This is a genomic window from Dyadobacter sp. 676 (assembly GCF_040448675.1).
GTDB lineage: Bacteria > Bacteroidota > Bacteroidia > Cytophagales > Spirosomataceae > Dyadobacter.
Genome location: NZ_CP159289.1, coordinates 4,227,546 through 4,254,221, shown reverse-complemented (window position 1 = coordinate 4,254,221; position 26,676 = coordinate 4,227,546). Strand labels below are relative to the sequence as shown.

The 26,676-nt window shown below is 50.8% G+C and carries 25 protein-coding genes; 15 read left to right on the top strand and 10 right to left on the bottom strand.

Annotated elements, in window-relative coordinates; genetic code table 11:
• Nucleotides 1-20: 20 nt before the first annotated feature.
• Both ABV298_RS19060 and ABV298_RS19055 read right to left on the bottom strand, forming a co-directional pair.
• A complete protein-coding gene (locus ABV298_RS19060) occupies nt 21-1,514 on the bottom strand; it encodes a TolC family protein (protein WP_353717769.1) in 1,494 nt (497 codons plus the stop codon).
• Between the two features lie 117 nt (nt 1,515-1,631).
• Nucleotides 1,632-2,867 (bottom strand): nucleoside recognition domain-containing protein, encoded by a 1,236-nt coding sequence (locus ABV298_RS19055; RefSeq protein ID WP_353717768.1) that lies wholly within the window; start codon nt 2,865-2,867, stop codon nt 1,632-1,634.
• A 135-nt stretch (nt 2,868-3,002) separates the two neighbouring features.
• Between ABV298_RS19055 and ABV298_RS19050 the strand changes: the two genes are divergently transcribed.
• Nucleotides 3,003-3,482 carry a hypothetical protein gene (locus ABV298_RS19050; protein WP_353717767.1) on the top strand — a complete coding sequence of 160 codons (480 nt, stop codon included), beginning with the start codon at nt 3,003-3,005 and terminating at the stop codon, nt 3,480-3,482.
• Between the two features lie 379 nt (nt 3,483-3,861).
• Here the strand turns inward: ABV298_RS19050 and ABV298_RS19045 are convergent, their stop codons facing one another.
• The 4 genes from ABV298_RS19045 to ABV298_RS19030 all read right to left on the bottom strand — a co-directional run bounded on the left by ABV298_RS19045 (nt 3,862) and on the right by ABV298_RS19030 (nt 7,535).
• Entirely contained in the window at nt 3,862-4,212 is a 351-nt protein-coding gene (locus ABV298_RS19045; protein ID WP_353717766.1) for a T9SS type A sorting domain-containing protein, read from the bottom strand.
• A 96-nt stretch (nt 4,213-4,308) separates the two neighbouring features.
• Nucleotides 4,309-5,118: a hypothetical protein gene (locus ABV298_RS19040; RefSeq protein ID WP_353717765.1), complete on the bottom strand. Its 810-nt coding sequence runs from the start codon at nt 5,116-5,118 to the stop codon at nt 4,309-4,311.
• 230 nt (nt 5,119-5,348) lie between these two features.
• Nucleotides 5,349-6,269 (bottom strand): sugar phosphate isomerase/epimerase family protein, encoded by a 921-nt coding sequence (locus ABV298_RS19035; RefSeq protein WP_353717764.1) that lies wholly within the window; start codon nt 6,267-6,269, stop codon nt 5,349-5,351.
• A 6-nt stretch (nt 6,270-6,275) separates the two neighbouring features.
• Nucleotides 6,276-7,535 (bottom strand): Gfo/Idh/MocA family oxidoreductase, encoded by a 1,260-nt coding sequence (locus tag ABV298_RS19030; RefSeq protein WP_353723212.1) that lies wholly within the window; start codon nt 7,533-7,535, stop codon nt 6,276-6,278.
• 256 nt (nt 7,536-7,791) lie between these two features.
• On the opposite strand from ABV298_RS19030, the gene ABV298_RS19025 reads away from it, so the two are divergent.
• The gene (locus ABV298_RS19025; RefSeq protein ID WP_353717763.1) at nt 7,792-9,387 is read left to right on the top strand and encodes a Na+/H+ antiporter; all 1,596 of its coding nucleotides are present in this window, start codon (nt 7,792-7,794) and stop codon (nt 9,385-9,387) included.
• Nucleotides 9,388-9,396: 9 nt separating this feature from the next.
• Here ABV298_RS19025 and ABV298_RS19020 read toward each other — a convergent pair whose 3' ends face one another.
• On the bottom strand, nt 9,397-10,923 hold the full coding sequence (locus ABV298_RS19020; RefSeq protein WP_353717762.1) for a S8 family serine peptidase: 1,527 nt from the start codon (nt 10,921-10,923) through the stop codon (nt 9,397-9,399).
• Nucleotides 10,924-11,079: 156 nt separating this feature from the next.
• On the opposite strand from ABV298_RS19020, the gene ABV298_RS19015 reads away from it, so the two are divergent.
• The 12 genes from ABV298_RS19015 (at nt 11,080) to ABV298_RS18960 (ending at nt 23,513) form a co-directional block, all read left to right on the top strand.
• Nucleotides 11,080-12,372 carry an aminopeptidase P N-terminal domain-containing protein gene (locus ABV298_RS19015; protein WP_353717761.1) on the top strand — a complete coding sequence of 431 codons (1,293 nt, stop codon included), beginning with the start codon at nt 11,080-11,082 and terminating at the stop codon, nt 12,370-12,372.
• Between the two features lie 56 nt (nt 12,373-12,428).
• Complete coding sequence (locus tag ABV298_RS19010; protein WP_353717760.1) at nt 12,429-12,833, top strand: DUF5618 family protein; 405 nt, start codon at nt 12,429-12,431, stop codon at nt 12,831-12,833.
• 173 nt (nt 12,834-13,006) lie between these two features.
• Nucleotides 13,007-13,408, top strand: a complete 402-nt coding sequence (locus ABV298_RS19005) for a DUF5618 family protein (protein WP_353717759.1) — start codon at nt 13,007-13,009, stop codon at nt 13,406-13,408.
• Nucleotides 13,409-13,483: 75 nt separating this feature from the next.
• Nucleotides 13,484-14,113, top strand: coding sequence for an MgtC/SapB family protein (locus ABV298_RS19000; protein WP_353717758.1), 630 nt, complete (start codon nt 13,484-13,486; stop codon nt 14,111-14,113).
• 197 nt (nt 14,114-14,310) lie between these two features.
• Nucleotides 14,311-15,204: an EboA domain-containing protein gene (locus ABV298_RS18995; RefSeq protein WP_353717757.1), complete on the top strand. Its 894-nt coding sequence runs from the start codon at nt 14,311-14,313 to the stop codon at nt 15,202-15,204.
• Between the two features lie 4 nt (nt 15,205-15,208).
• Complete coding sequence (locus ABV298_RS18990) at nt 15,209-16,237, top strand: TatD family hydrolase (RefSeq protein ID WP_353717756.1); 1,029 nt, start codon at nt 15,209-15,211, stop codon at nt 16,235-16,237.
• Between the two features lies 1 nt (nt 16,238).
• Nucleotides 16,239-17,108: a UbiA-like protein EboC gene (gene eboC / locus ABV298_RS18985; protein ID WP_353717755.1), complete on the top strand. Its 870-nt coding sequence runs from the start codon at nt 16,239-16,241 to the stop codon at nt 17,106-17,108.
• 174 nt (nt 17,109-17,282) lie between these two features.
• On the top strand, nt 17,283-18,443 hold the full coding sequence (locus ABV298_RS18980; RefSeq protein WP_353717754.1) for a 3-dehydroquinate synthase: 1,161 nt from the start codon (nt 17,283-17,285) through the stop codon (nt 18,441-18,443).
• A complete protein-coding gene (gene eboE / locus ABV298_RS18975; protein WP_353717753.1) occupies nt 18,440-19,642 on the top strand; it encodes a metabolite traffic protein EboE in 1,203 nt (400 codons plus the stop codon). Before ABV298_RS18980 ends, eboE begins: the two co-directional genes overlap by 4 nt.
• Nucleotides 19,635-20,999 carry a nucleotide pyrophosphatase/phosphodiesterase family protein gene (locus ABV298_RS18970; protein ID WP_353717752.1) on the top strand — a complete coding sequence of 455 codons (1,365 nt, stop codon included), beginning with the start codon at nt 19,635-19,637 and terminating at the stop codon, nt 20,997-20,999. Before eboE ends, ABV298_RS18970 begins: the two co-directional genes overlap by 8 nt.
• A 63-nt stretch (nt 21,000-21,062) precedes the next feature.
• The gene (locus tag ABV298_RS18965) at nt 21,063-22,253 is read left to right on the top strand and encodes a PQQ-dependent sugar dehydrogenase (protein ID WP_353717751.1); all 1,191 of its coding nucleotides are present in this window, start codon (nt 21,063-21,065) and stop codon (nt 22,251-22,253) included.
• A 3-nt stretch (nt 22,254-22,256) separates the two neighbouring features.
• On the top strand, nt 22,257-23,513 hold the full coding sequence (locus tag ABV298_RS18960) for a saccharopine dehydrogenase family protein (RefSeq protein ID WP_353723211.1): 1,257 nt from the start codon (nt 22,257-22,259) through the stop codon (nt 23,511-23,513).
• Between the two features lie 111 nt (nt 23,514-23,624).
• Here ABV298_RS18960 and folB read toward each other — a convergent pair whose 3' ends face one another.
• The 3 genes from folB to ABV298_RS18945 form a co-directional block, all read right to left on the bottom strand.
• Entirely contained in the window at nt 23,625-23,975 is a 351-nt protein-coding gene (folB, locus tag ABV298_RS18955; RefSeq protein WP_353717750.1) for a dihydroneopterin aldolase, read from the bottom strand.
• Nucleotides 23,976-23,984: 9 nt separating this feature from the next.
• Complete coding sequence (locus ABV298_RS18950) at nt 23,985-25,007, bottom strand: DivIVA domain-containing protein (protein ID WP_353717749.1); 1,023 nt, start codon at nt 25,005-25,007, stop codon at nt 23,985-23,987.
• Nucleotides 25,008-25,114: 107 nt separating this feature from the next.
• Nucleotides 25,115-26,014 (bottom strand): cytochrome D1 domain-containing protein, encoded by a 900-nt coding sequence (locus ABV298_RS18945; RefSeq protein ID WP_353717748.1) that lies wholly within the window; start codon nt 26,012-26,014, stop codon nt 25,115-25,117.
• A 30-nt stretch (nt 26,015-26,044) separates the two neighbouring features.
• Here ABV298_RS18945 and ABV298_RS18940 point away from each other — a divergent pair, with 30 nt between their 5' ends.
• Entirely contained in the window at nt 26,045-26,674 is a 630-nt protein-coding gene (locus ABV298_RS18940) for a 4'-phosphopantetheinyl transferase superfamily protein (RefSeq protein ID WP_353717747.1), read from the top strand.
• Nucleotides 26,675-26,676: the final 2 nt, after the last annotated feature.

The window sequence follows — 26,676 nt, the reverse complement described above, 5'->3', positions numbered from 1 at the left end:
TACTGATACGAAGGAGAATTCTAGAAGTCGGAGAGCGGACGGTTCATGTAGAAATCCAGGATTTTCGTCCTGAATACATAGTCGTATTTGGTTTGCACCAGGTTAGCGTTAGCCCTGTCGAGGTTGGCTTTGGCGATATTGTATTCCACCGAGTTGATGGCCCCCACGTCGAACCGCACCTGCGCTACGCGGAATGTTTCCTGCAACGCCCGCACCTGGTTCGCGGTCGCCGAGTAACGCTTGGCGGCGTTGGTCATGTCGATATAAGCCTGTTCCACATTTTTGCGAATGGTCAGTTGTGTCTGCTGGGCCTGGTATTCGTAGGTTTTCTGCTGTAATTTGGCGTTGGCGACATTGTATTTCGTCCTGAAATTGTTAAAAATAGGGATCGAAAGGTTCAGGTTGATCGCCGAGTTGCGGTTAAAATCGAGCTGGTTGAAATAGCGGAAACTTTGAATGGAACCATTCGGCGCCGTAACACGCTGCATAATCGGGATCTGCTTGTTGTCCAATACGATGTAATCCGTTGCCGAAGGTACGTCCACAGTCGTACTGCCCGAGCCGTCGGCCACGAAGCGTTCTTTCGGAGCCGCGCTGGAATAGGCCGTATAAATACCGCCATTCAACGTCAGCGACGGCATGCCTGCCCCTTTCGCCAGATCCACATTGATTTTCGACGCCTCGATCCGCATATTGGCGGCTTTCATCTGCGGCAGGTTGTTCAAAGCCGTTTCGTAGATTTCCTGGATAGTCGCGTCATATGCCTGCAATGTCGGATCCTTTACCGGGATTTTAACCACATTGATTGCCTCGCCGCCGGGCATATTCATATATTGTTTCAGGTTCAGCTTGGCCGTTTCCAGATTGTTCTGGGCATTCACCAGAGAAAGCTCGTCGTTTGCAAGTTGTGATTTGAGGTCGAGCAGATTGCTCTCCGCCAGCGTACCCGCCTGCACCAGCTTTTCGGTGCGCTCGACCTGTAATTGGGATGCATCCACCTGCCGCCTGGCGACTTCGATCAGCTCCTCGTTGGTGATGACCTGCAAATAGGATAATGCCACATTGAGCATAATATCGTTGCGGGTAGCTTCCAGGTCTTTGGCGCTTGCCTGGTAGTTGGCATTGTTGAATTTGATCGTGTTGCTGATCTGAAAGCCACTGAAAAGCGTCACCTGCCCGCCGAGCTGATAATTGTTGGAATTAACGTTTTGCTGAACGAACTGGTTGGTGAAAGGATCGATGTTGCGGCCCGAGCGGAACCCCTGGCTCGCGCTGAAACTGATACTCGGCCACCGCTGCCATTTGGATTGCTCGTAGGTGTTGCCGTTTGTCTGAACCGTAATTTCGGATTGCTTGATCTGCGGGTTTGTTTCAAGGGCAATCCGGATGCAGTCTTCCAGCGAATACGTGTTGGCCGGTTGATTTACATTTTGCTGTGCCCGGACGGTTTCAGGGACTGCCGCTCCACAAAACAATGCCAGAACCAATACGGAATAGCGTAAAAAAGGAAACATAAGCGGTTTAAAGTTAGATGATCAATATTAGTGCTTACGTCAAAATGCGACCATCCATTTGGTACGGACGGTTGCATTTCCGTGGTAAAGGGCGATTTCCGGCGGACACCTTTCAAATCAGTGGAAAAACAGGTAACCGAGCCAGATTCCGGCAATCACGCCTATAAAATCGGCGATCAGTCCCGCCACGATGGCGTACCGCGTGTTTTTGATGCCTACCGATCCGAAGTAGAGCGCGACGATATACAGGGTCGTATCCGCCGATCCCTGGAAAATGCAAACAAGCCGGCCGATAAAAGAATCCGGGCCGAATTCCTTCATCGCGTCGATCATGAGCGCACGCGCGCCGCTGCCGCTCAACGGTTTCATCAAAGCCACCGGAAGCGCGTCGGTGAAATCGGTGTTGACGCCCGTTGCCGCGAAAAGCCATTTCAAACCGTCGATCAGGTAATCCATAGCGCCACAGCTTCTGAAGGCGCTGATCGCCACGAGCAATCCTACGAGGTAAGGGATAATGGTCACCGAAGTTGTAAAACCGCCTTTTGCGCCCTCGATGAACGCTTCGAACACATTTACTTTTTTATACATTCCCCAAGCCAGAAATGCCGCTATCACAAACAGCAGCACCGAATTACCGGCCAGAATCGAAATTGTCTCTATCTGCTCTTTCGGCAAACCGGACAAGTACCACAAAATCAGCGCGATCATCGCCGTAACGCTTCCAAGGCCGAGCATGACCGTTCTGTTAAACAAATTGATTTTCTGCCAGATAGCCGTGATGATCATACTCACGACCGTTGTTACGTAAGTCCCGACCACGCATGGTATGAACACATCGGACGGGCTTTCGGCGCCCAGGATCGCACGCTGCGCAATGATCGATAACGGTATGATCTGAAGGCCCGACGTATGCAATACCAGGAACATGATCTGCGCGTTGGACGCAGTATCCTTGCTGGGGTTCAGCTCTTGCAGGCTTTGCATGGCCTTTAAGCCGAAAGGCGTCGCCGCATTGTCGAGGCCCAGGAAATTGGCTGAGAAGTTCATGATCATCTGACCGTTTGCTGGATGATCCCTGGGGACTTCGGGAAAGAGTTTATTGAAAAACGGGCCGATAAAACGTGCGATTACGTGGATAATGCCGGCTTTTTCGCCCACATTTAAAATGCCTAAAAAGAACGCCATAACGCCCGTGAGCGGCAATGCGATGTCCATTACCGCCACTTTGGCCATTTCCAGCATTCCCTCCGTAATGGCTTTGAACGTCAGCACATCGCCTGTGAGGATAAATTGCAGCAGGGCGATCACGAAAGCGATGACAAAAAAAGCGACGAAAATATAATTTAAAGCCATATCGGGTTACAGGGGCAAAAGGCGGGATTAGTAACGATTTGTTTATAATGGATTGAGTAAAATATTTCTTTTAATGCAAATAACAAAGGTATATTGCAAACAGGTAGCCCTATCAACAAACCTCGACGATTTTCTATGAAGCGTTACAGCTTTTTACTCCTTTTAGCAGTATTGTGCTGCAATAAACCTAAAAAGAACGACGAAACCGCCGCAACAAACAGCGACGAACCGATCAAAGCCATCAACGACACCATCCCGCTCACCCGGGAAAAAGTCGAAAAAAGCCCTGTCGCCAGTTACAGCGAAAAGGTCGAGGACGAGCTCAACGACTGGCGCCTGGCCGTGGATGTGTATGAAACAAAACAGACCTTCAAATTCCTGATGAAGATCGAATACATGGTGCAGGAGGCGGAAGACACGCTGACTATCCCTAATTTCGGTATCATGCCCAAAGTGGAAATCCGCAAAGGCCCTCAGAAGGAATCCTGTATCGTCGGATTTCTGGACAAGCAAGGGGAATTTAAGGAGTACAAGCTGATTGCTTTGAAGGACAAGCAGTTGAAGATTTCGACTTTGAAATATTACGGGAGGGCGCGGTATAAGGTGAGTAAGTGAGACTTTCGGATGCCGGGCAAAGTATCCGGCAGCCGACAATCAATCCATCCTAATTGAATTTAGGGCGGTAAATGTATCTGATGGTATCAAGCTCTTTTTTTGTACGGAGATTTTCATTACGTTGCTAATCATAAGGCGGGTGGTAACTCCACGCCCTGTATCTCTTTCCAAAACGACCAGCATGCCGGTACTGTCATTGATGATTAACCACTAATTTTCCTGATGGTATTTTTTGTCGTACTTCACACTCTCGCATGCAGCTTCAAGAAAGGACGTCTCCATGCCATCTAAATCATAGAATTTGAACCGATAAAAATAGCGAGGGTAAGCTGAACAAATGAGGAACGAAGGGTATTATAATTTTCGGCAGATGCCTGATCTATTCTAAAACGAGCCGTACATTTTCCGACGAGCCGTCGCGATTGACGAGCATTAAATAGTAAGTTCCCCTCGGCAGGTCGCTAACTGGCACTGTGATGGCCCTGTCTTGCTCAAAAGTGGCTGTTGCATATTGTTCGGTTGCCTGGATTTCCCTAACCTCCTTCGCACCCGCTTCGCTAAACAATCTGACGATTTGTGGTAGCTGCTCTATCGCGTGAACGTCTTCAAATTGAATCTTCACCTGATCTTTCGCCGGATTGGGAAATATCTTGTAAATAGGTGTTCCTTTTGCGCAATTGTCGACACAAATTGTAATCCCTTTCTGCACCGACCCGAAACAGTTGCTCACTGTTATATCGATTCCATAACAATTATTAATGTAGGAATTGAAGTAGGCCGATCCGCCGCTGTAATTCAAAAAACTATTAGCCGGATTGGAAGTCGTTCAGGCACCGAAGGTCGTTCCCGGTTCACTGGTGTAAGCGCTGAGCATTACGCCCGCCCCATTGCACATGAAATCCGGTGTCCCTCCGCCGTTTCCCGTAACCGATAAAGCAGCGGGTGCTGGGGCACTTCTTTTGACGTTGATGGGATTGCTGAATGCTGATGTAACCCCGCAAACCGACGAGGTGGCCGATACTTTCACGGTGCCGTCAGAAACGCCGGTTATCTGCGCAGAATTGGTGTTTCCGGGTGAATTGGCGGTGATGCCACCAGTAGTTACCCAATTATAGCTTGTCGCATTGCTGGCCGTTGCTGTGATTGTCTGGGGATTACAAAGTAAAAAGTCAGGCGAATTAATGACGGGTTTAGTCGGAACAGGTCTTGTGATAATTAACTGTGAAGATGTTGTCAGGCCAGGCACATCATTTCTCGAAGTTGTGACTTTAATAACACCACCAGAACCGGCATTCGGCGTAAGGGTAACGATATTCCCGCTTCCCGAAAGCGTCCAGCCGGGAGGATAGGTAATTCGACCAATGCAACAGGCTTCGGGACGATCGGCGTAAAGCTGGTAAAGATCTGCTCTGGTGATGTAAATGAGCACGGAAGGTTCCAGTGTTTCGATGCATTCGCGGGAAGGGAGCTGTTTCACGAAGCTGTCGGCAGCGTGGAAAAAATCATGTTCGCTGGCAAACCAGTCGGTAACGTCGCGGAAATTGCCCTCGCCATCCGCTACGAGATGATAACCGCGCACCAGCCCCGATTGCAAATACCAGAGCTTGTCACACACTTCACCGTCCGAGAGCAGCACCCGCCCTTTCGGTATTTTTACGATTTTAAGCTGTTGTTGAAACAGAATCCTGGTCTGATCTTCAACTGACAGGACTTCACCTCAGGGAGGATATGAATTCGTAATGCATATTATATAGTGTGTTGATATAACCGCAAGTTGAAAATTTTCAACCACATTTCTATACTACAAGCAAGGCACAAAAAAAAGCCCGGATAACCGGGCTGTATTCGAATTTGTAAGAAGCGTAATTAAGCATTAAAAACCAGGTCCATTTTCTCACGGATGGTCAATAAACGTTTGCGGTCGCCGCCGGAAACCTCTGCCGAAGCCCAACCAGAGTAGCCGATTTTCTGCAATGCCTTGTTCACTTCGGCCCAGTTGCAGTCGCCTTCCATAAACTCCACATCGAAACCTTTCCAAAGGCCGAGTTCGTTCTGTTTTTTGAAGCTGAATTCTTTCAGATCCAGTTTGAGAATGCGCTTGTTCAATGCCTCGATCCAGGAAACCGGCCAGCTGTAACGCAGCACATTGCCGACGTCGAAATACCAGCCTACCATCGGATGCTTGAATTCATCCACATAACGGGCTGCTTCCAGCGGGCTGAGCAAAAACTGGTTCCAAACGTTCTCGAATGCGATTTTGACACCCGTTTTTTCACAAACAGGCAGCAGTTTGCGGATTTCCGCCTGCGAGCGCTCGTACGCTTCCGCGTAGGTCACGTTCGCATTCACGACGCCGGGCACTACGAGTACGGTAGTCCCGCCGTATTGCTTGGTGTCGTGCAACGCCTTTTCAATGGATTTGACGCATTCCTCGCGCTTCTTGGGGTCCGGATCGGACAACGGGAGCTTCCAGTGCATGGAATTGACGGTGCCTGGTAATTCCAGACCGGTCTTGTCGCGCGCCGCCAGTACTTCCTTCATGTCCAGCTTATCGGGCGAGTCGAGTTCCACACCATCGTAGCCCAGGTCTTTCAGCAATTTGAATTTGTCCATAATCGACAAATCCTCTTTCACCATACCCCATTTAAGGCTTTTCTTCACCATCGGGCGTGCGGCTGACGCCGCAGGCTTAGCTGCCGACGCTTCTGCCGCAGACACGACAGAAGAGCCCACCGCCACGGCAGATGCTGCCATGGCGGTGTTTTTCAGAAAATCTCTTCTTTGCATAGGGTATCAGGAGAATGCAGTGATACCTGGTTTGGCCACCTCTACAACCGGTGGTTTCATATCGAAGCTGTAAGTATCAGGTCCCAGCTTTTCTGTGGAGTTCAGGGCATCTTCCCAGGTAATGCGTTTGCCCGTATAGGCTGCCATTCTACCCATGATGGCCGTTAATGTGCTGTGTGCCATGAACTCGCCGTCGTTGATGAGCTTGCCGCTGCGGATCGACGCAAACAGCTCGTTATGTTCTGTCTGGTACATATCGTTTTGCGGGCCGTCGTATTTCCATGGGTTGGCGCCGGTAATTTCGTGTACGTTGCGTGCGCAGTTCACCATTGCGCTTCCTTTGGTACCTAATGTCTGCACCAGGTAGCTATTTTCGCAGTTGGCCTGCTGCCGTGAATGGTGGAAACCTTTCACGCCGTTGTCGTAGTCGTAAACGACCGAGAAGTGGTCGAAGATGTTACCGAACAACGAATCGGTACGAACCTGACGACCGCCTGTACCAACCGCCGAAACCGGCAGCTTGCCACCCATTGCCCATGCCATCATGTCGATACTGTGTACGGCTTGTTCCACGATGTGGTCACCCGCGAGCCAGGTATAGTAAGTCCAGTTACGAAGCACGTATTCGGCGTCTGTCCAGCCGGCCACGCGAGGGAACGACCACAACGTACCGGTATCGTAAGTGTTATAAATAGCCGTAATGTCGCCCACCGCACCGTCGAGGATACGTGCGAAACTTGCACGTTTCGGCTCGTGATAGCGCCAGCAGAAGCCAGACATCAGGGATACGTTCTTTTGTTTTGCCAGCTTCGCCGCGTCCAGCACCTTGCGAACGCCGGGAGCGTCGACCGCCACCGGTTTTTCGCAGAAAACGTGTTTGCCTGCATTGATAGCGGCAGTAAGGTGTTCGGGACGGAAGTGAGGAGGCGTAGCGAGCAATACCACATCCACACCTGAATCCAACACTTTTTTGTAAGCGTCGAAGCCAATGAATTTACGTCCTTCATCCACTTTCACTTTCGGACCGTGCACTTTGGTAAGGTTTTCGAGCGACGCGTCCATTTTGTCCTTGAAAATGTCGCCCATAGCCCAAAGCACCACGTTAGGATCGGCCTTCAAAGCCTGGTTGGCCGCACCGGAACCACGTCCGCCGCAACCGATCAACCCTACTTTCAGGGTATCGGCGTTCACGCCCGCGAAGGCGCGGTTGGGGTTCAGGATCGCGAAGGTAGGTAGCGCGCTACCAGCCAGTGCAACCCCCGCCATTTTCAAAACATCTCTCCGAGAAGTACTCATTGCAATTAAGGATTAGGTGATGGAATGACTGTTTTTTGTTGATTTATTTACTGTTAATGCCAGTGGTCCAGGATCTTGGAGGCATTAAAGATAATGCAAAACCGGAATTTTTCCTGCTAATATATGCCAAAATTTCCATTTGCGTGCTCGACCACACGCAAAAGTTTTTACATGTTAATTTTACAATTTATATATTTTTATATCCCCGAACTTCTGTTTTCTGCACATGATCCTTGAAAATTTACTGCTCATCATATCGCTCCTTTTCGTGGTTTCGATGCTCACGATGCTGAGTGAAAAGATCGGCATTTCCTACCCTATCTTTCTGGTAATCGCCGGCCTCCTCATCAGCTTCATACCCGGCATACCCCACTTGCAGCTCGAACCCGACTGGGTATTTCTGATTTTCCTGCCTCCATTGCTTTACGAAGCCGCCTGGAACACCTCCTGGAAGGATTTCTGGGCATCGCGCCGGGCAATCGGGCTGCTGTCCATCGGGCTCGTCGTTTTCACCGCCACCGCTGTCGCTTACATTACCCATGCGCTCATTCCGGGTTTTACGCTGGCGATGGGTTTCGTGCTCGGCGGCATTATTTCACCGCCCGATGCCGTGGCCGCGACTTCGGTTTTGCACGGGTTGAAAGTCCCCAAACGGGTAGTGACGATCCTGGAAGGCGAGAGTCTGGTGAACGACGCTTCCTCGCTGATCGTATTCCGTGTGGCGCTGGCAACCATTGAGACCGGCAATTTCATACTCTGGAAAGCCGGTGCCGATTTTCTGATGGTGGCGGCAATGGGCATTGTCATAGGCCTCGCGATCGCCCATGTATTGTATGTGGTACACCGTTTTTTCCCGACCACGCCCAGCATCGATACCGCGCTTACGTTCATCTCCCCGTACCTGATGTACATTACCGCCGAGCATTTCCATTATTCCGGGGTTCTGGCGGTGGTGAGTGGCGGACTGTTTTTGAGCTTCCGTGCACATGAGCTGTTCACTTATCAGTCGAGAATGCAAACCAACTACGTCTGGCAAACTGTCGTTTTCCTGCTGAACGGCATTGTATTCATTTTGATAGGTTTACAATTACCCGAAGTAATGACCGGGCTCGACGACTATACCATGACGGAGGTCATTTCCTATGCCGTCGTCATCAGTATCGTTACTATTTTAATCCGCATTATCTGGGTTTTTCCCGGCACATATCTTCCGAGAATGCTTTCCGAATCAGTCCGTAAAAAGGAGGCGCGCCCCAGCTGGCAGACGGTCTTTATCGTGGCATGGAGCGGAATGCGCGGCGTGGTTTCGCTCGCATCGGCATTAGCTATTCCGCTGACGATCAATGGAAACGCATTTCCCCACCGGGACCTGTTCTTGTTTATCACCTTCGTGGTGATCCTGTTTACATTGGTTTTCCAGGGGCTCAGTTTGCCGTATTTAATCAAATGGTTGAAAATTGAAGACGACGACGATAACCTGGAACGGGAAAACGCGATGTTGAACTCACGCCTGGCTACTATCAGCCTCGACTACATGAAATCCAATTACGACGGAGAAATCCAGGATTTCGAACCATTCCGGTTATTGAAAGAACGTTATGAAAAAATCATCGAAATGGCCGATTACAAGCTATTGCATTCCGAGGACAATGCGTCCATCGGCCACGTACGGAAATACCGGAAGATGCTTCTTGAAATTATCGACGTAAAGCGCGAGGAAATTGTCAAACTAAGACAGGAAAGAGCTTGCTCCAACGAGTTGATCAAGACCAAGGAACATGAACTCGATCTCGAAGAAGCAAGGCTCCGGCGGTCACCTTAATGGAACCGGTCAGTTCCATTCCACCTCAATCACATAGTCGCGCAAATCGATGGTGGTGAACTTCTCGTTATTCTGTCGTTTAAGCGAAACCTTACCGTTTTGAACCTTCGCCACCTGCTGGGCAATCACGTCTTTTTCGTTCTTCTTGCGATAAATAGCGACCATTAAATCCTGGCTCGTCACATCAACCTCGCAGTTACGGCCTTTGGCGGTAATCAGCTTGGAGTTGTTGGGCAAATAAGGCGCCTTTGCCAGCGCGAGCGCACGGGAAGCCTGCGGCACGCCGTAGCCTACGTAGTTATTACCGTAAGGATACAAATGCGACGATTTTTCGATCAGCGAAATCAGTTCTTTGTTCGAAAGTTGTGGATTGGCCTGCAACAGGCACGCTGCAAAACCGGTGATCACCGGCGCGGAAAGTGACGTTCCGTACAGGGAGAAGCAAGAAACGTTCGGCTTTACGTACGACAAAAACTCCGGCCCTACGCTGCTGTAACCAATGCGGTTCCAAAGTTTGCCGTTGGTAGCGCCTACCGAAAGTACGCCCTTGGCATCGGCAGGGGCCGAAACAATCCCCCAGCTTTTGTCGTCACCTTCATTTCCTGCGGAAACGATAATCATAATACCCTTCTTATCGGCAGCAATCTGCGCCGCTTTGCTGATAGCGCTGGTTTTACCGTCCATTTGCGAGGGCTGATAGTTTTCCTTCGGGTCGGAGAAACCTTTGGCATAACCCAGCGAGGTATTGATCAGCCGGACGCCGAGGCTATCCATCCACTCCATGGCCGCGATCCAGTTGTCCTCTTCACCCCGGTATTCTCGCATGGAGTAGTCGGTGCGGGCGAGGTAGAACTTCGCATTGGTGGCCATGCCGTACTGAATCTGATCCTGGTAGTCGATACCTGCGATGGCGGCGAGTACTTCCGTGCCATGCATGTCGGAAAATGACTCTGCCGTGCTGAAAAGCAGATCGCCCGGACGCCCCGGTTTTACGTAATCCCGAATGCCTAATATTCTTTTGTTGGAAAAAACCTGTGAAAGCGAAAGGGAAGAATCCGCACCATAGAAACCCGCGTCGATCACACCGATCGTTACATCCTTGGCCGTAATGTTTTCTTTCAAAAACGCATTGGCCTGCACCTGCGACATCACGGGCGCCATCTGGGCCTTTTCGATCGGTTGCGTCCTGGCGATATAGAAGCCCGGATCGATCATCACCACATCCGCCACGAAATCGAGCTCACGTACTTTCATAGCCTGTTCGCTCGTCAGGTTTGCCGACACCGCATTAAGCCATTTAGAACGGTTGATTATATGGACCGAATGCTCTCGCAATGCCTGCTCGTATTCTTTTTTTACCGGCAAATCGGTTTCATCCGAAAGCGCCAGACCAAGTTTCTGGCGATTTTCCCGGGTCAGCGGCGATACCGCGGGGCTGGCGGTCAGGTCTTTATTTTTCAGATAAATCCAATACTTGGGGCTTGCTGACAATACCAACGGCACAAATACAAACGCAAGCAAAAGCAGTCTTTTCATCAACGGCATCAGTTAGGTATTCTTAATCAATTTGGTATAACAAAAACACTTTCAATGCGGCTCTAACGTATCTCCAACGCCGCAGATGTTTAGAATTTTTGAACAAGATAAACGTAAATTTACAAATTAAATTACCCGGGCCGAAAAAATACAGACATGCGATATTCCCCCATCGACCAAAAGCTATTCATCGAAAACAGACGGCGTTTAACGACTTTACTCAAACCGAAATCACTTGCCATATTGAATGCAAACGACATTATGCCAACCAATGCGGACGGCACGATGGGTTTCAAACAAAACAGTGACTTATTTTACTTAACCGGTGTCGATCAGGAGGAAACCATCCTGCTCATCTTCTCCGACCACCCCGACCCGAAGTTCCGCGAAGTCCTTTTCCTCCGCGAAACCAACGAAACCATCGCCATCTGGGAAGGCGAGAAACTGACTAAGGAACAAGCCCGCGCCGCCACCGGCATTCAGAGCATTTACTGGACTCATCAGTTCGAAACTGTGTTCGGGAACATCGTTTTCGAGGCGGAATATGTGTATTTGAATACCAACGAGCACACCCGCAACGACTCGCACGTGCAGTCGCGGGACGCCCGTTTCATTCAGGATTTTAAAAACCGTTACCCGCTGCACCCCCTCCTGCGCCTGGCTCCGCTCATGCACGAGTTGCGCGCCGTAAAGCAGCCGGAAGAAATCGCATTGCTCCAAAGGGCCTGCGACATTACGAAGCAGGGTTTCGAACGCGTTTTAAAGTTTGTTAAACCAGGCGTTCACGAATTCGAAATTGAAGCCGAATTGCTGCACGAGTTTGTCCGCAACCGCTCCAAGGGCTTTTCCTATCAGCCCATCATCGCGTCTGGAGCGAACGCCTGCGTGCTGCATTACATTCAAAACGACCAGGTTTGTAAAGACGGCGACATTCTTTTGCTGGATGTGGCGGCCGAGTATGCCAATTACGGTGCCGACCTCACCCGCAGCATTCCCGTAAATGGTCGCTTCACGAAACGCCAGCGGGATGTGTACGATGCGGTCCTCCGCGTTTTCAAAGCCGCGAAAGGTCTGCTCGTACCGGGCAATATCTGGGACGAATACCACCAGGAAATCGGCCGCATTATGGAAAGCGAGCTCATCGGGCTGGGCTTGATTACGAAAGAAGATATTGAAAAACAGGACCCCGACTGGCCTGCCTATAAAAAATACTTCCCGCACGGCACCTCCCACTTCCTCGGCCTCGACATCCACGACGTAGGTAACAAATACCGCCGCTTCGAAGCCGGCATGGTATTCACCTGCGAGCCGGGCATTTACATTCGCGAGGAGGGACTGGGCATTCGTCTTGAAAATGATATTGTCATCACCGAAAACGGGAATGTGGACCTGATGGCCAATATTCCGCTGGAAGCGGAGGAGATCGAGGAATGGATGAATGCTAAGTGATTCTTTGTAAATTTGTTGGGTACTCTTGTTATTCATCAAATTACATGCACTTATTTATGGCGAAAAAAGAAGAACTCTCCATCGAAGAATCTGTCCGGGAAGCAAAACGCTATCTTGACAATGCAAAGGAAATCCTCCGCGAAAAGGCGAGGAAAGAAGACGGCTATTATCAGGATGCCAGATACGTGAAGATGGCGGGACACACGGCCTACACTGGCATACTATTCGCACTGGACCGCTATTTAGGCAAAAAGGCAAAGGGCCGCAGGGATGTGGACTGGTACAAACAAAACCTTTCCGAACAGGACAAAAAAGTATTAAATTCATTCCTGACCGCATATCAGGTCCTGCACCTGGATATGGCTTACGACGGGGCACAAAGCGCCGATTTGGCTAAGCTCGGATTCAGGGAAGCCGAGCGCATTATCGACTGGGTCGAAACGCGAACAGCCGCAGCCTGAGATTATCGCTGTTATATACCTCCGGCATTCATCTCATAGGGGGGATTGTCGTTGGTACTATGTCGCATCGCCAGCGCGATTTGCTCGTGGAAGAATAGCACAGACAGAAACCGTTCAAATTGAAAATCCCGTAGGGAGGTAACAGCATTAAAAACACATATAAAACATACGCTATGACAAAGAAACAAGAACTCTCCACACAGGAAGCCGTCAAAGAAGCCAAGCGATATCTGAGCAATGCAAAGGAAATCCTCCGCGAAAAAGGTGCTAAAGAAGATGGCTTTTATCAGGGTTCCAAGTACGTAAAAATGGCCGGGCATACTGCTTATTCCGGGGTGCTGTTTGCATTGGACCATTATTTCGGCAAGAAAACGAAAGACCGAAAGGATGTTGACTGGTATAAGTCTAATTTGGCGCAACAGGATAAGAAAATGTTGCACACGTTCGTATCCGTCTATGAACTACTACACCTCGTGATGGCGTACGACGGGGTTGGAGACGCCGAGGTTATAAAAGTTGGCTTTCAACGAGCTGAAATAATTATAGACTGGGTACAGGTACGCTCGGCAGCCTGATCCATAACATCAAACCATTACAAAGCCGGGAGATTCTTCATCTGCCGGCTTTATTATGAATACAAAATACATTAAATGGAAATACTGCCCGAAGACATCTACAAACTCCTCATTTCTTTCGTCCTCGGCGCGATCATAGGCGCGGAACGCGAGTATCGCAGCAAATCGGCCGGGTTACGGACGCTGATATTGATTGCAATGGGCTCGACGCTGTTTACGATCCTGTCGATCAAAATCAGCTCGGACGCAGGACGGATTGCGGCTAATATCGTAACGGGCATCGGTTTCATCGGTGCCGGGATCATTTTCCGGGAAAATAACCGGGTGGTCGGGATTACGACGGCGGCGATCGTGTGGGTGACCGCAGCCGTAGGCATGGGCATCGGGGCGGGGTTTTATGAGGTGACGATCGTTTGTTTCGTGATTTCAGGGATGACGCTGGTGATCCTGGCGCCGGTGCAGAAGTTCATCCGACGCAAAAGTCAGATCCGCAATTACCGTATCATGTGCGTCTACCAGCGAAGGACTTTGAAAATGTACGAAAACCTCTTCAGGGAGTACGACCTGAAAATCCTGCGAGGCGAGCAAAGCCGGATCGGTACGCATATTACCGGGAACTGGACCTTGCAGGGTTCCGAAAGAAAGCACGAAAAACTCACACACCACCTGCTCAACGACGCCGATATCCTCGAATTCGATTTCTAACCATCAGTTACAAATAGCATTAGTTTTTTATTAAAACTGATATCCATCATACCCGAAAATGAGCCAAAAAATGGCTTTGATACGTTATAAATGGCCGGTCGGAAACTTTATACCGGCAAACAGGCATTATAGCAATAACCCAGCGTCCTCAACAGATTTATACCGTGCAAACGGTAAATGAATCACAGACAACAGTTATGTCCGACATCATTAAACAAAAGATTTGGGAGATCATCGCTTCCAACACTTCGGTAACAGAGGCCGAATGGTTGCAGCAGAAAGGCGTATCCATGCCGGGCGTCGCCATGCCGGGCGTCGCCACGCCGGGCGTCGCCACGCCGATTGAACTCATGACCGCCTTCGTGGCAGCTCCCAGGTTTCTTTCCAAAAAAATCATCCACACCTCCGATGGAGAAAAGGCCGCGCTGAACTTCGAAATACCGGGTTTTTCGGTCGACGGCTGGTCGCTCGTGCGGCTCGCCCGTGTATGGCTGCTCACACAACTCGATCCTTCGGATAAGGAGGAATATGTCAAAAACATCGAAACACTCTTCGATACGGCAGAAATGAACGAGCTGGTGGCGCTGTATTCGGCATTGCCGCTGCTATCCTACCCCGACCAGTGGCTTTTCCGTGCGACGGACGCGGTGCGCTCGAATATGGGATTTGTATTCGATGCGATTGCATTGCACAATCCCTACCCGGAAAAATATTTCAGCGAACTGGCCTGGAACCAGCTGGTACTCAAAACGATATTCAACGACAAGCCTATTCATTTGATTGAAGGCCTGGAAAACCGCTCGAACGAGAAGCTGGCAATGACGCTTTCCGACTTTGCGCATGAGCGTTGGGCGGCGGGGCGTGGTGTGCCCGCACAGGTGTGGAGGCTCACGGGAAAGTACCTGAACCAGACGCTCCTGGCCGATATGCAGCATTTATTTGATTCGGAAAAAGAAGAAGACCGTAAAGCGGCCGCTCTAGCATGCAGCGAAGCGCCCCTTCCGGCTGCCCAGTACCTTCTGGCAAAATATACCGATCTGGAAAAATCCGTAAAATCCGGCGCATTGACCTGGGCCGACCTCGAACACTGACATTATGTGCGCTAATCATACAGAAATAACCCCTAACCCTTCGCATTTCGAAGATAGCGAAGAAGCCAGCCAGGCCCCCGCACACCGCGACATCGCCTGGAACGACTACAAGGACCTCATCAAAGGAATGCGCTTTTTCGACCCGCATATCCACATGGTGTCCCGCACCACGGACGACTACCAGGCTATGAACCAGGCCGGTATCGTCGCGCTGATCGAGCCCGCATTCTGGGTAGGGCAACCACGGACGGGATTATCGACATTCAAGGATTATTACAGCAGCCTCGTAGGCTGGGAACGCTTCCGCTCCTCGCAGTTCGGGATAAAGCATTATTGCACCATGGGCCTGAATTCCCGCGAGGCCAACAATGAGCCGTTGGCGGAGCAGGTCATGGAAATCCTTCCGCTGTACATTTATAAAGAGGGCGTCGTGGGTGTAGGAGAAATCGGTTTCGACGACCAGACACCCGCCGAGGAAAAATATTATCGCCTGCAACTCGAACTAGCGAAAGAGGCGAAACTGCCCGTGCAGATCCACACCCCGCACCGCGACAAAAAGAAAGGTACCGAGCGCAGCATGGCCATCGCATTGGAACACGGCATCGACCCGTCGTGGGTGATTGTGGACCATAATAATGAAGAAACCGTGAAAAGTGTGCTCGACCAGGGCTTCTGGGCGGCATTTACTATTTATCCTTTTACCAAAATGGGTAATGAAAGGATGGTAAAAGTAGTGGAACAGTACGGCCCCGAGCGCATTATGATCAATTCCGCCGCCGACTGGGGCATTTCCGATCCGCTGGCGATCCCGAAAACGGCCGCATTGATGAAGATGCGCGGCATTCCCGACGAAACGATCCGGCTTGTGACTTACCAGAATGCGATCGACGCATTCGGTAAAAGCGGGCAGATCGACGTGGCCGATTTCGAATCGGGGTACGCGGTGGACCAATCGGAAAAATTCCATGGTAACAGCATTCTCAGAGGCGGCCAGCAGCCTGCTCCGGTGAAGGACTTTTTAGTGATCAATTAAAGTGGCCGCTCTCAAACCTTATTTACAACTGACCCGCCCGGCCAACCTGGTAACCGCCATCGCCGACATCCTGGCCGGTATGGCGATCGCGCAGTTTACTTTCTCCGATTTCTCGCCCACGCTGCTGGTGCTTTCCACGCTTGGCCTTTACGGCGGCGGCGTGGTGATGAACGACGTTTTCGACGCGAAACTCGACGCCGTCGAACGACCCGAGCGGCCTATTCCCAGCGGAAAGGTACCGCTTGCACAAGCTGCTGCGATGGGCATTTCACTATTGCTCCTCGGCATTGTTGCCGCTGGCGCATTCCGTATGCAAAGCGGGATGATCGCGGTCGTGATCGCGATGCTTACTATTTTGTATAACCGTTTGGCCAAACATCATGTTTTTTTCGGCCCGCTCGTGATGGGCATGTGCCGGGGCGGTAACCTCATCCTCGGCATGAGCGTTTTGCCCGAGTCGTTCCAGCAATGGGCATTCATCGCTATTTTCCCGATCATGTACATCGGCGCGATTACGCTGATCAGTCAGGACGAAGTACATGGCGGGAAGAAGCGCACACTATACATCGCGGCGTTTCTTTACCTGGCCGTGCTTGCGGCGCAACTAACCATCGCACAGGGGAAGGGTAATCTTTTGTTCACTGTTCCATTTGTATTGCTGCACGCCTGGTTCATTTTCCGGCCGCTCTGGAATGCCATGCAGAATCCCGTGGGGCCGCTGATCGGCAAGGCGGTGAAAGCCGGGGTTATCTCCCTGATCGTCATGAATGCTTCGTGGTGCGCAGCTTTCGGGCTGCTGCCGATTGCACTTGCGGTGCTGGCATTGCTGCCGCTTTCCATGTATTTAGCAAAGGCATTTGCCGTTACTTAGTTTAAAGAGGGAGAAGAGAGGAAGGCGGTCAGTTAAATTAATCGGACGATGATGTGACGGGGAAAACCTGTTAATTTTAGTCTTTATATCAATGATTTCGAGCTGCGTTTGAACGGATAGTGCTTTCAAACGTTTTAATGTTAAATACCCATTTTGCGTGTAATGCCAGATTCAATGCAAACCATAAAACAACGTTTCCAGGTGGAATACAATTATGCCGTATTCTTCACCCAACACCTTTTTGACGCCCATAACCCGCTACTGAAAGACTTTTTTCAAGAATATACCGAGCAGGGCTTTCAACGCAAGGCCCTTGTGATCGTGGACGAGGGGTTTGAACAGACACAGCCGGATTTAAAAAACAATATCCGCGCCTATTTCGCACAAAATGTGCAACATATCCAGCTCGCGCCCGAAATCATTTCGGTACCGGGCGGAGAGGCCTGCAAAAATGATCCGTCGCAGTTCGATAAGCTGGTGGAAGCCGTCGATGTATTCGGTATCGACCGCCATTCGTTCGTGATCGGGATCGGCGGTGGCGCCGTACTCGACCTTGTGGGTTATGCGGCCGCTGTTTCGCACCGGGGCATCAAGCTGATCCGCATCCCGACGACGGTTTTGGCCCAGAACGACTCGGGTGTCGGCGTTAAAAACAGCATCAATTTCCACGGCAAAAAGAACTTCCTCGGCACGTTCGCGCCGCCTGTGGCCGTTTTCAACGATCTCACTTGCCTGCGCACGCTCGACGACCGCGACTGGCGGGGAGGCGTCGCGGAAGCGATTAAGGTGGCATTGATCAAAGACGTTACTTTCTTTGAATGGATCGAGGAGCACGCCTCTGCCATTGCCAACCGCGATGAAGAAGCGATGGCTTACCTCATTCACCGGTGCGCGGAAATGCACACCGACCACATTGCCGGCGGCGACCCGTTCGAATTCGGCTCCTCGCGCCCACTCGATTTCGGTCACTGGGCCGCGCATAAGCTCGAATTCCTGACGAATTTCCAGGTCCGTCACGGCGAAGCGGTGGCTATCGGCATTGCATTGGATTGTGTGTATGCCCATAAAATCGGCATGCTGGCCGAAAGCGACCTGAACCGTATTCTGGATGTGCTAGCCAAAGTCGGGTTTGAACTATATCATCCCAAACTGGCCGAAAACGATAAAATCAACCTGCGCAACGGCTTGCAGGAGTTCCGCGAGCACCTCGGCGGCAGGCTCACGATCATGCTGCTTGAAAAGATCGGAAAAGGAGTGGAAGTACATGAACTCGATGCCGACGTCATCGCACAGTCGGTAGATCACCTCGAAAGTTCCAAAATTATTCCCGCATGATCACGCCTTACGGACACCTTACCTATTGCAGCAATATACATCCCGGCGAGAAATGGGAAGACCATTTCCGGTCGCTGCGCGAGAGCATTCCTTACATCCGCGAGCAGCTCGCGCCCGGCAAGCCTTTCGGGCTGGGCCTGCGAGTAGCAAATGAAGCGTCTATAGAACTCAGCAAACCGGAGGTTTTGCGGGAATTCAAAACGTGGCTTGCCGGACATGGTATTTATGTATTCGTGATCAACGGCTTCCCTTACGGCGGTTTCCACAACACCCGCGTGAAGGACGACGTGCATACACCCGACTGGACCACCGCCGACCGCCTCGCATACACCAAACGCCTTTTCAACATCCTGGCCGCATTGCTGCCCGCCGATATGCACGGTGGCGTGTCTACGCCCCCATTGTCCTACCGGCTTTGGTGGAAAACCGAGGCTGAAAAGCAACAGGCCACCGAAAAGGCCACCGATCACATCCTGGAACTGCTCGACGAACTGATCCGCATCGAAAAGGAAACCGGCAAATTCCTGCATCTGGACATCGAGCCCGAGCCCGACGGTATTCTCGACAATACCGAAGATTTCGTGACGTGGTATACTAATGTGCTGCTTCCGAAAGGCACTATTTATTTGGTAGAAAAATACGGTATCGACGGCGAAGCCGCGCAATCGCTGATTTTGAAACACATCCAGCTGTGCTACGACATTTGCCATGCCGCGGTTGGTTTCGAAAAACCGGAAGATATTCTCGATTCGCTCAATGAATATGGCATTCAGGTCGGCCGCATTCAGATAAGTTCGGCTTTGAAAGTGAATTATACGAGTGAAAAAGAGGTAAAACGCAAGGCTATCGAAACCTTCGACGAGCCGGTGTACCTGCACCAGGTGGTAGTCCGCCACAACGACGGCCATTTTACGCATTATCCTGATTTACGGGAAGCATTGACCGACTGGGACGAAACCCACGAAGAATGGCGCGTGCATTTCCACGTTCCGCTGTTTGTGAATACCTACGGCGTGCTCGATTCTACCCAGGGGGATATTGTCCAAACATTGGCATTGCAAAAAGAGAACCCATTCTCGGCCTATCTGGAAGTGGAAACCTATACCTGGGGAGTATTGCCGGAAGACATGCAAAAACCGATCGGCGAATCCATCGTGCGCGAGCTAGAATGGGTGAAGAAAGTTTTGAATTATGAATAAAACCGTAGTTATAGATATTGTAGGCCTAAGCGCCAACCTGATCGGCGAGCATACGCCGTTTCTGGATGCTTATGTCAAAAAACGCCATTTGACGCCCATTAAACCGGTGCTTCCGGCCGTTACTACTACTTCCCAAAGCACTTATGTGACCGGCAAGTGGCCCGCCGAGAACGGCATCGTAGGCAATGGCTGGTACGATCGTGAGGATTCGGAGATCAAATTCTGGAAACAGTCCAACAAACTCGTGCAGGGCGACAAGATTTGGGATAATGCACGGAAAGTAGACCCGAATTTTACCGTTTCGAAGATGTTCTGGTGGTATAATATGTACTCCACCGCCGACTGGTCAGTAACGCCCCGCCCGCAATACCATGCCGATGGCGTAAAAGCCCCCGACTGCTACTCCTATCCGCCCGAGCTGCGCGACGAACTGCAAGCCGAACTCGGCCAGTTCCCGCTGTTCAATTTCTGGGGACCGAATGCGAACATCAAATCCACCCGCTGGATCGCCGACGCTTCGATGTCGGTCGAGAGAAAGCACAACCCCACGCTGACGCTCATTTACCTGCCGCATCTGGATTATTGTCTGCAAAAATTCGGGCCGGATTTTTCGAAGATCAGCAAGGATCTGAATGAAATCGATAACGTTGTCAAAGATCTCATTCAATTCTACGAAGCGCGCAATTCGAAGATCATCCTGCTTTCGGAATATGGTATCAACGCAGTGGATAACCCGATCCATATCAACCGCATTCTCCGCAACGAAGGCCTGATTTCCGTGCGCGTGGAACGCTGGTACGAGCTGCTCGACGCGGGTGCTTCCAAAGCATTCGCCGTTTCCGATCATCAGATCGCGCATGTTTACCTCAATGACCCTTCCGTGAAAGAGCGGGTGATGCAGGTCTTGAAGCAGACGCCCGGCATTGATCTGGTACTCGATAAATCAGCTCAGAAAGACTATCACATCGATCATGAACGCTCCGGCGACATTGTAGTTGTAGCCAAACCCGACAGCTGGTTTACCTACTATTACTGGATAGACGACGCCAAAGCACCTGATTACGCGCATTTGGTGGACATTCACCGTAAGCCGGGTTACGATCCGGTGGAGATGTTTATGGACCCGAAAAATCCATTGATTAAGCTGCGGGCGGGCTACAAGTTAGCGCGAAAACTGCTTGGATTCAGATACTTGATGGACGTGATCCCATTAGATGCCACATTGGTAAAAGGCTCACATGGCAGCATTAACATTCCCAAAGAATATTACCCGGTTATCGTCACCGACCAGCCTGCTGAAAAGCCGGAACTGGAAGCGGTGGATGTCTATGACGTAATCTGGAAACACCTGATTTAAAACCCGTTCCAAAAACAAACAGGCTTTCATGACGTTGTTGTAGAAACTTACTACTACGACCTCATGAAAGCCATACTTCGCCTCACGCTCATTCATCTCGCATTTGCCGTTGCGGTATTCGCCTGCAAATCCGATGATCCCGAAACGCCCGATGACCCTGAACTTCCGGAGCATACCATTGATTCCAAAGATGTTTTCCCCGCACTGACATTCAGCCAGCCGGTAGACCTCGTTCAGGCTCCCGGTGATAGCAGCCGGTTTTTCGTCGTCGAGCAAGGTGGCGTGATCAAAGTGTTTTCCAATGCTGAAAATGTCTCTTCCAGCGCCACTTTTCTGGATATTAATAGCAAGGTACGATCGGGTGGTGAGCGTGGTTTACTAGGCCTGGCATTTCACCCGGACTTCAAAACCAATGGCTACTTCTTCGTCAATTACACTTCCGGTACACCTTTGAAAACCGTCATAGCGCGTTACAAAGCCACCAGTCCCACGCAGGCCGATCCGAATAGCGAAGCTGTTTTATTCACGTTCAACCAACCTTACGATAATCACAATGGCGGCTCTATGCAGTTTGGCAGGGACGGATACCTCTACATTGCCACCGGCGATGGCGGTAGCGGTGGCGATCCGCAGAACAATGCACAGAACCTGAAAAGTTACCTGGGCAAAATACTGCGCGTAGATGTGAACGGAAAGGCAAAAGGTAATTACAGCATCCCGGCCGACAACCCGTTCGTGGCCGGCACTACGGGCAATCTACCCGAAATCTATGCTTACGGCCTTCGTAACCCCTGGCGTATTAGTTTCGACATGGGTGGCGATAAGCTCTTCGCAGGCGATGTAGGTCAGAATGAGCGGGAAGAGATCGACATCATCGTCAAAGGTGGTAACTACGGCTGGCGCATGAAAGAAGGCGTCGATTGCTACAACCCGTCTTCCAACTGCAATGCCGAGGGGCTTATCGACCCCGTACACGACTACGATCAGAATGATGGCGACCGCTCTATTACCGGTGGTTATGTATATCGCGGAGCAGCCATTCCGGCACTGGCGGGCAAGTACATTTACGGCGATTACATCAGCGGGCGTATCTGGGCACTCGAACTCGACGGCGACACCCGCAAAAGCAACACGCTGATCATGGAAGGCAAGGGAAATATCTCGTCTTTCGGGCAGGATATCAGCGGGGAAGTGTACTATCTGAATTACGGCCAGGGCAAAGTGATGAAGGTGGTTAACGGAAATTTAAATTGAAAAATTGACCGGCCGTCCTATCTTTGCCGGAAATTTAAAACTATTAAAATGTCCAAGGTTCTTATCATTGGCGCAGGCGGTGTCGGTAGTGTCGTGGCACACAAATGCGCATTGAACAGCAATGTTTTCACCGAAATAATGCTCGCCAGCCGCACCAAGGCGAAATGTGATAAAATAGCAGCCGAAATCAAGGAAATGCACGGGGTAACCATCCAGACCGCACAGGTGGATGCCGATATCGTGGCCGAAACGGTGTTGCTTATCAAGCGTTTCCAGCCCAAAGTGCTTATCAATGTGGCGCTGCCTTACCAGGATCTGACGATCATGGAGGCCTGCCTGGAAACCGGCGTGCATTACCTGGATACCGCCAATTACGAACCGAAAGACGTTGCGAAATTCGAATACAGCTGGCAATGGGCTTACCAGGAACGCTTCAAAGAGGCGGGTCTGATGGCCGTCCTCGGCTGTGGTTTCGACCCGGGCGCTACACAAGTCTTCACCGCCTACGCCGCCAAGCACCATTTCGACGAAATGCATTACCTGGACATCATCGATTGTAACGCGGGCGATCACGGCAAGGCATTCGCGACGAACTTCAACCCTGAAATCAACATCCGCGAGATCACCCAGCCGGGCCGCTATTGGGAAAACGGCGAATGGGTCGAAATCCCCGCGATGTCCATCCATAAACCGATCGATTACCCCGGCATCGGCCCGAAAGAGAGCTACGTGCTTTACCACGAAGAACTCGAATCGCTCGTGAAAAACTTCCCTACGCTGAAACGCGCTCGTTTCTGGATGACTTTCGGACAGGCCTACATTACGCATTTGAACGTGCTGCAAAATGTAGGTATGACAAGCATCCAGCCGATCAAATTCAACGGTATCGACATCGTTCCCCTCGAATTCCTGAAAGCGGTATTGCCTGCGCCCGATACTTTGGGCGAGAACTATTCCGGCCAGACGTCCATTGGTTGCCAGATCAAGGGTATCAAGGACGGTGAAGAAAAGACCTATTATGTTTGGAACAACTGCGATCATGCCGAATGCTACCGTGAGGTGCGCGCGCAGGCTGTGAGCTACACGACCGGCGTTCCCGCGATGATCGGCGCAATGCTGATGCTGACGAACGACGAGTGGATGAAGCCGGGCGTTTATAATGTAGAAGAACTGAACCCGGATCCTTTCATGGAATTGCTGAATATTCACGGCTTGCCATGGCATGAAGCGGTGAACATCGAGCTTCCCCACGAATACTAAAATGCCACGCTGATTAATGTCAGCCTGAGCGCAGTCGAAGGCAGTCGGTACCGTAACATCGTACATGCGCTTCGACTGCTCCGGCGGCCCGGTGCGCTCAGCGTGACAAAGTTATCCTTCCATTGTGATCACCGCCCGGGTACAAACCCCTCCTATCGGCGGGTTGAATTTCGAGACTTTCACAGTGATTTTCTCGACCGTCGGGTAATGCTCCCGGATTTTCTCGATTACATTAAAACCAATATGTTCCAAAAGCCTGGCCGGCTCTTTCATGACCTTAGCCGTGAGCTGGTAAATGGTTTCGTAATTGACGGTCTCACTCAGCTTATCGTGCTGGGCGGCACGAAAAAAGTCGGTGGTAATGGTAATATCCAGGGCATACTTGTTTCCGATGCGTTGTTCTTCGGGATAATAGCCGTGGTAAGCAAAAAATTCGAGTCCTTCGAGACTGATCGTTCCCAATGGTGGTTGCTAGATTTGATCAAAAAATGAACCGCCGCCCGATTTTTTTGGCTGGCTGTTTTCTCTCGGCCGGTTAATCCCCGTCGAAGAATCCCTGGCCTTCTCCGCCACGCGATGCATTTCAGCGAGCACCTCTTCGGCCTCTTCGGCAGCACTTTTCTGCGTTTGCCTCGGTCTGTTGAAGGCAACCGGTTCTTCACGGACTGGCTCGGGAGCAGGTACCGGCTCGGGTTCCTGCGTTGCCGCGACGGGCGATATTTCCGCTTCCGGCTCAACGACCTCGGGCAGTTCAGGATCTACTTCAAAAACCGCTTGCGGTTCAGGCTCCTGTTCTGCCGCTACTTCAAAGACCACCTCCGGCTTGTCGTCCTGCAACACCACCTGCGCCTCGGGTTCCGCAGGCGTTTCTTCCACCTCCATTTTCACAGGTGGCTGGAATGTGATTTTCTTCGGAATTTCGATTTCCGCGATATGCTTTTTAATGTCCTCCATTTTGTTGAGGACCGATTCTTTGTCGTATTTCTGCTCGAAACGTTCAACGGTTTCCAGCGCGCTGTTCGCGAGCGAGCTGAGCTGCACGATAAGGTTATCGCGGAAGTTTTCGATAGCCCGGAAATCGCGTTCCTGGATCTTCACCTCCTGTACAAATTCTTCCTTGAACTTCGCCAGCCGCTCCTCCGTCTGCCTGATGATCAGGTTCGTCCGCTGTTCCGCTTCCGCCACCAGTTCATTCGCCGCCGAACGCGATTCTTCTATTCGTTTTTCCGCATTTTCGTTGGCTTCTTTCTCGATTAACTTGCTGGTATCCTCCGCTGCTTTCAGGGTTCTGAAAAGGGTCGATTCGATATCTTTCAACTTCGCCAATTCCTTCTCCGCGTATTCCAGCTGCATCTTCAGCAAGTTGTTTTCGCTTGAAAACCGCTCCCATTCCTGAGACAAAGAGTTCAGGAAAGCATCTACTTCGTCCGGGTCATAACCTCTGAAAATCTTTTCAAAAGTGTGCTTGCGTATCTCAATAGCGGATATTTTCATGATGCATTCTGTGCTTTGATGCCTGGTTAAAAACGGTCGTGTAAGTTAAAGATATATGATTCATTTTTCAAAGTATTTACCAACATTACCATATTATAAGTATTGGCTCACGCCACCTCCCAAACCGAGATCATACGGTCGTCGCTGCAGGAAACCAACTGGTTCTCAAAGTCGGTCCAGAACAGTTTGTTAACCGACGTTCCATGGCCCGCATGACGTGCCCGATCGATAATTTTTTTCAGCTTAAAAGTGGCCGCATCCCATAATTTAATGGATTTGTCCATGCTGCAAGTAGCGAAGAGGGAGCGATCGGGACTGAACGTAATGTCGTTGATCGCGTACATATGCGCGGGGATGTCGGAGACGATGCCGTATGCATCGTTGACGTCCCAGATTTTCAGGTGCGCGTCCCGCCCGGTGGTAAAGAGGTATTTGCCGTCCGGTGAATACTTAACGGAAAACACCGAGTTTGTATGCGCCTGAATCGTCTTTTTTAATTTAAAGCCGTTCAGATCGAAGATATGGACGTTGCAGTCGCTGTCGCCGGTGGCAAATTCGCCGGTTTCGATATTTACCGCAATACTGCGTACGCTTTTGGTCGCGATTTTGATGTGTTTCTGAACGGCAAATGACGGAACGTCCATTACCACCACCACGCCGTCGCCCAAAGCGACGAGCGCCTTGTCGCCTGCAAACCGGATGTCGAAAATCGCCGCATTCGTGATTTTCGAAGTTTTTTCAACCGCATTTTCCCGGATATTCAAAACCTGGATCCCCTCGAAATTCTGCCCTATCCAGAGCGAATCGCTGCCTTCGTGCAATGCGAGCGCGTATACGGATGTGCCTGCGCGTGCGACCAGCTTGCCGAGATCGGGTTTTTGCAGGTCCCATTGAATGACAAAACCATCGGCGCCCGCCGAATAAAAGCCGTGGCCGGTTCCGTCAGAAATAATTGTATAAACACTGTCCCTATGACCGGAAAAAGTATCTACTTTGCGAATATTCATATCGATATTTTTGTAGCAAACAGTATTACCATGCCCCTCGTTCATTCCGAAAAGATCGAAGATACCAGCACATTGCTGCTCTGGAAACTGACGGAAACCGAAGCGGAACTCCAAAATGCGCTGGGCAACGGCTTTGACCAGCAAGAGCTCGCCAGGATATCCCACCCGCAAAAGAAACGTGAATGGCTCGCCAGCCGGATGCTGATCAAGACCCTGGCAGAGCAGTTTGGCATTAATTACCTGGGCATTCACAAGGACGAACACGGCAAGGCGTTCCTGATCGACAACGACTCGCATATTTCCATTACCCATACCGCCGAATTTGTGGCCGTAGCCATTAACCCCGCCGCCGCCGTGGGCATCGACATGGAAAAGACCGACCCGAAATTGCAGCGCACTTCCAAAAAATACCTCTCCCCGCCCGAATACGACCACGCGCGCGACGATGTGGACCGCCTCTGCATGTACTGGTGCGCGAAAGAAGCTCTATATAAACTCTACGGGAAGAAAAAGATCAGTTTCAAGGATTCTATTTTCGTAAGCCCTTTCGAAAATCCCGACGTGATCCTTCGGGGAACGCTTACCGACGAAGAGATCGTGGTTCCTTCCAATATACATATCCGCTGGTTCGACGGCCATTGCCTGGCCATCGCGCTCTGAGG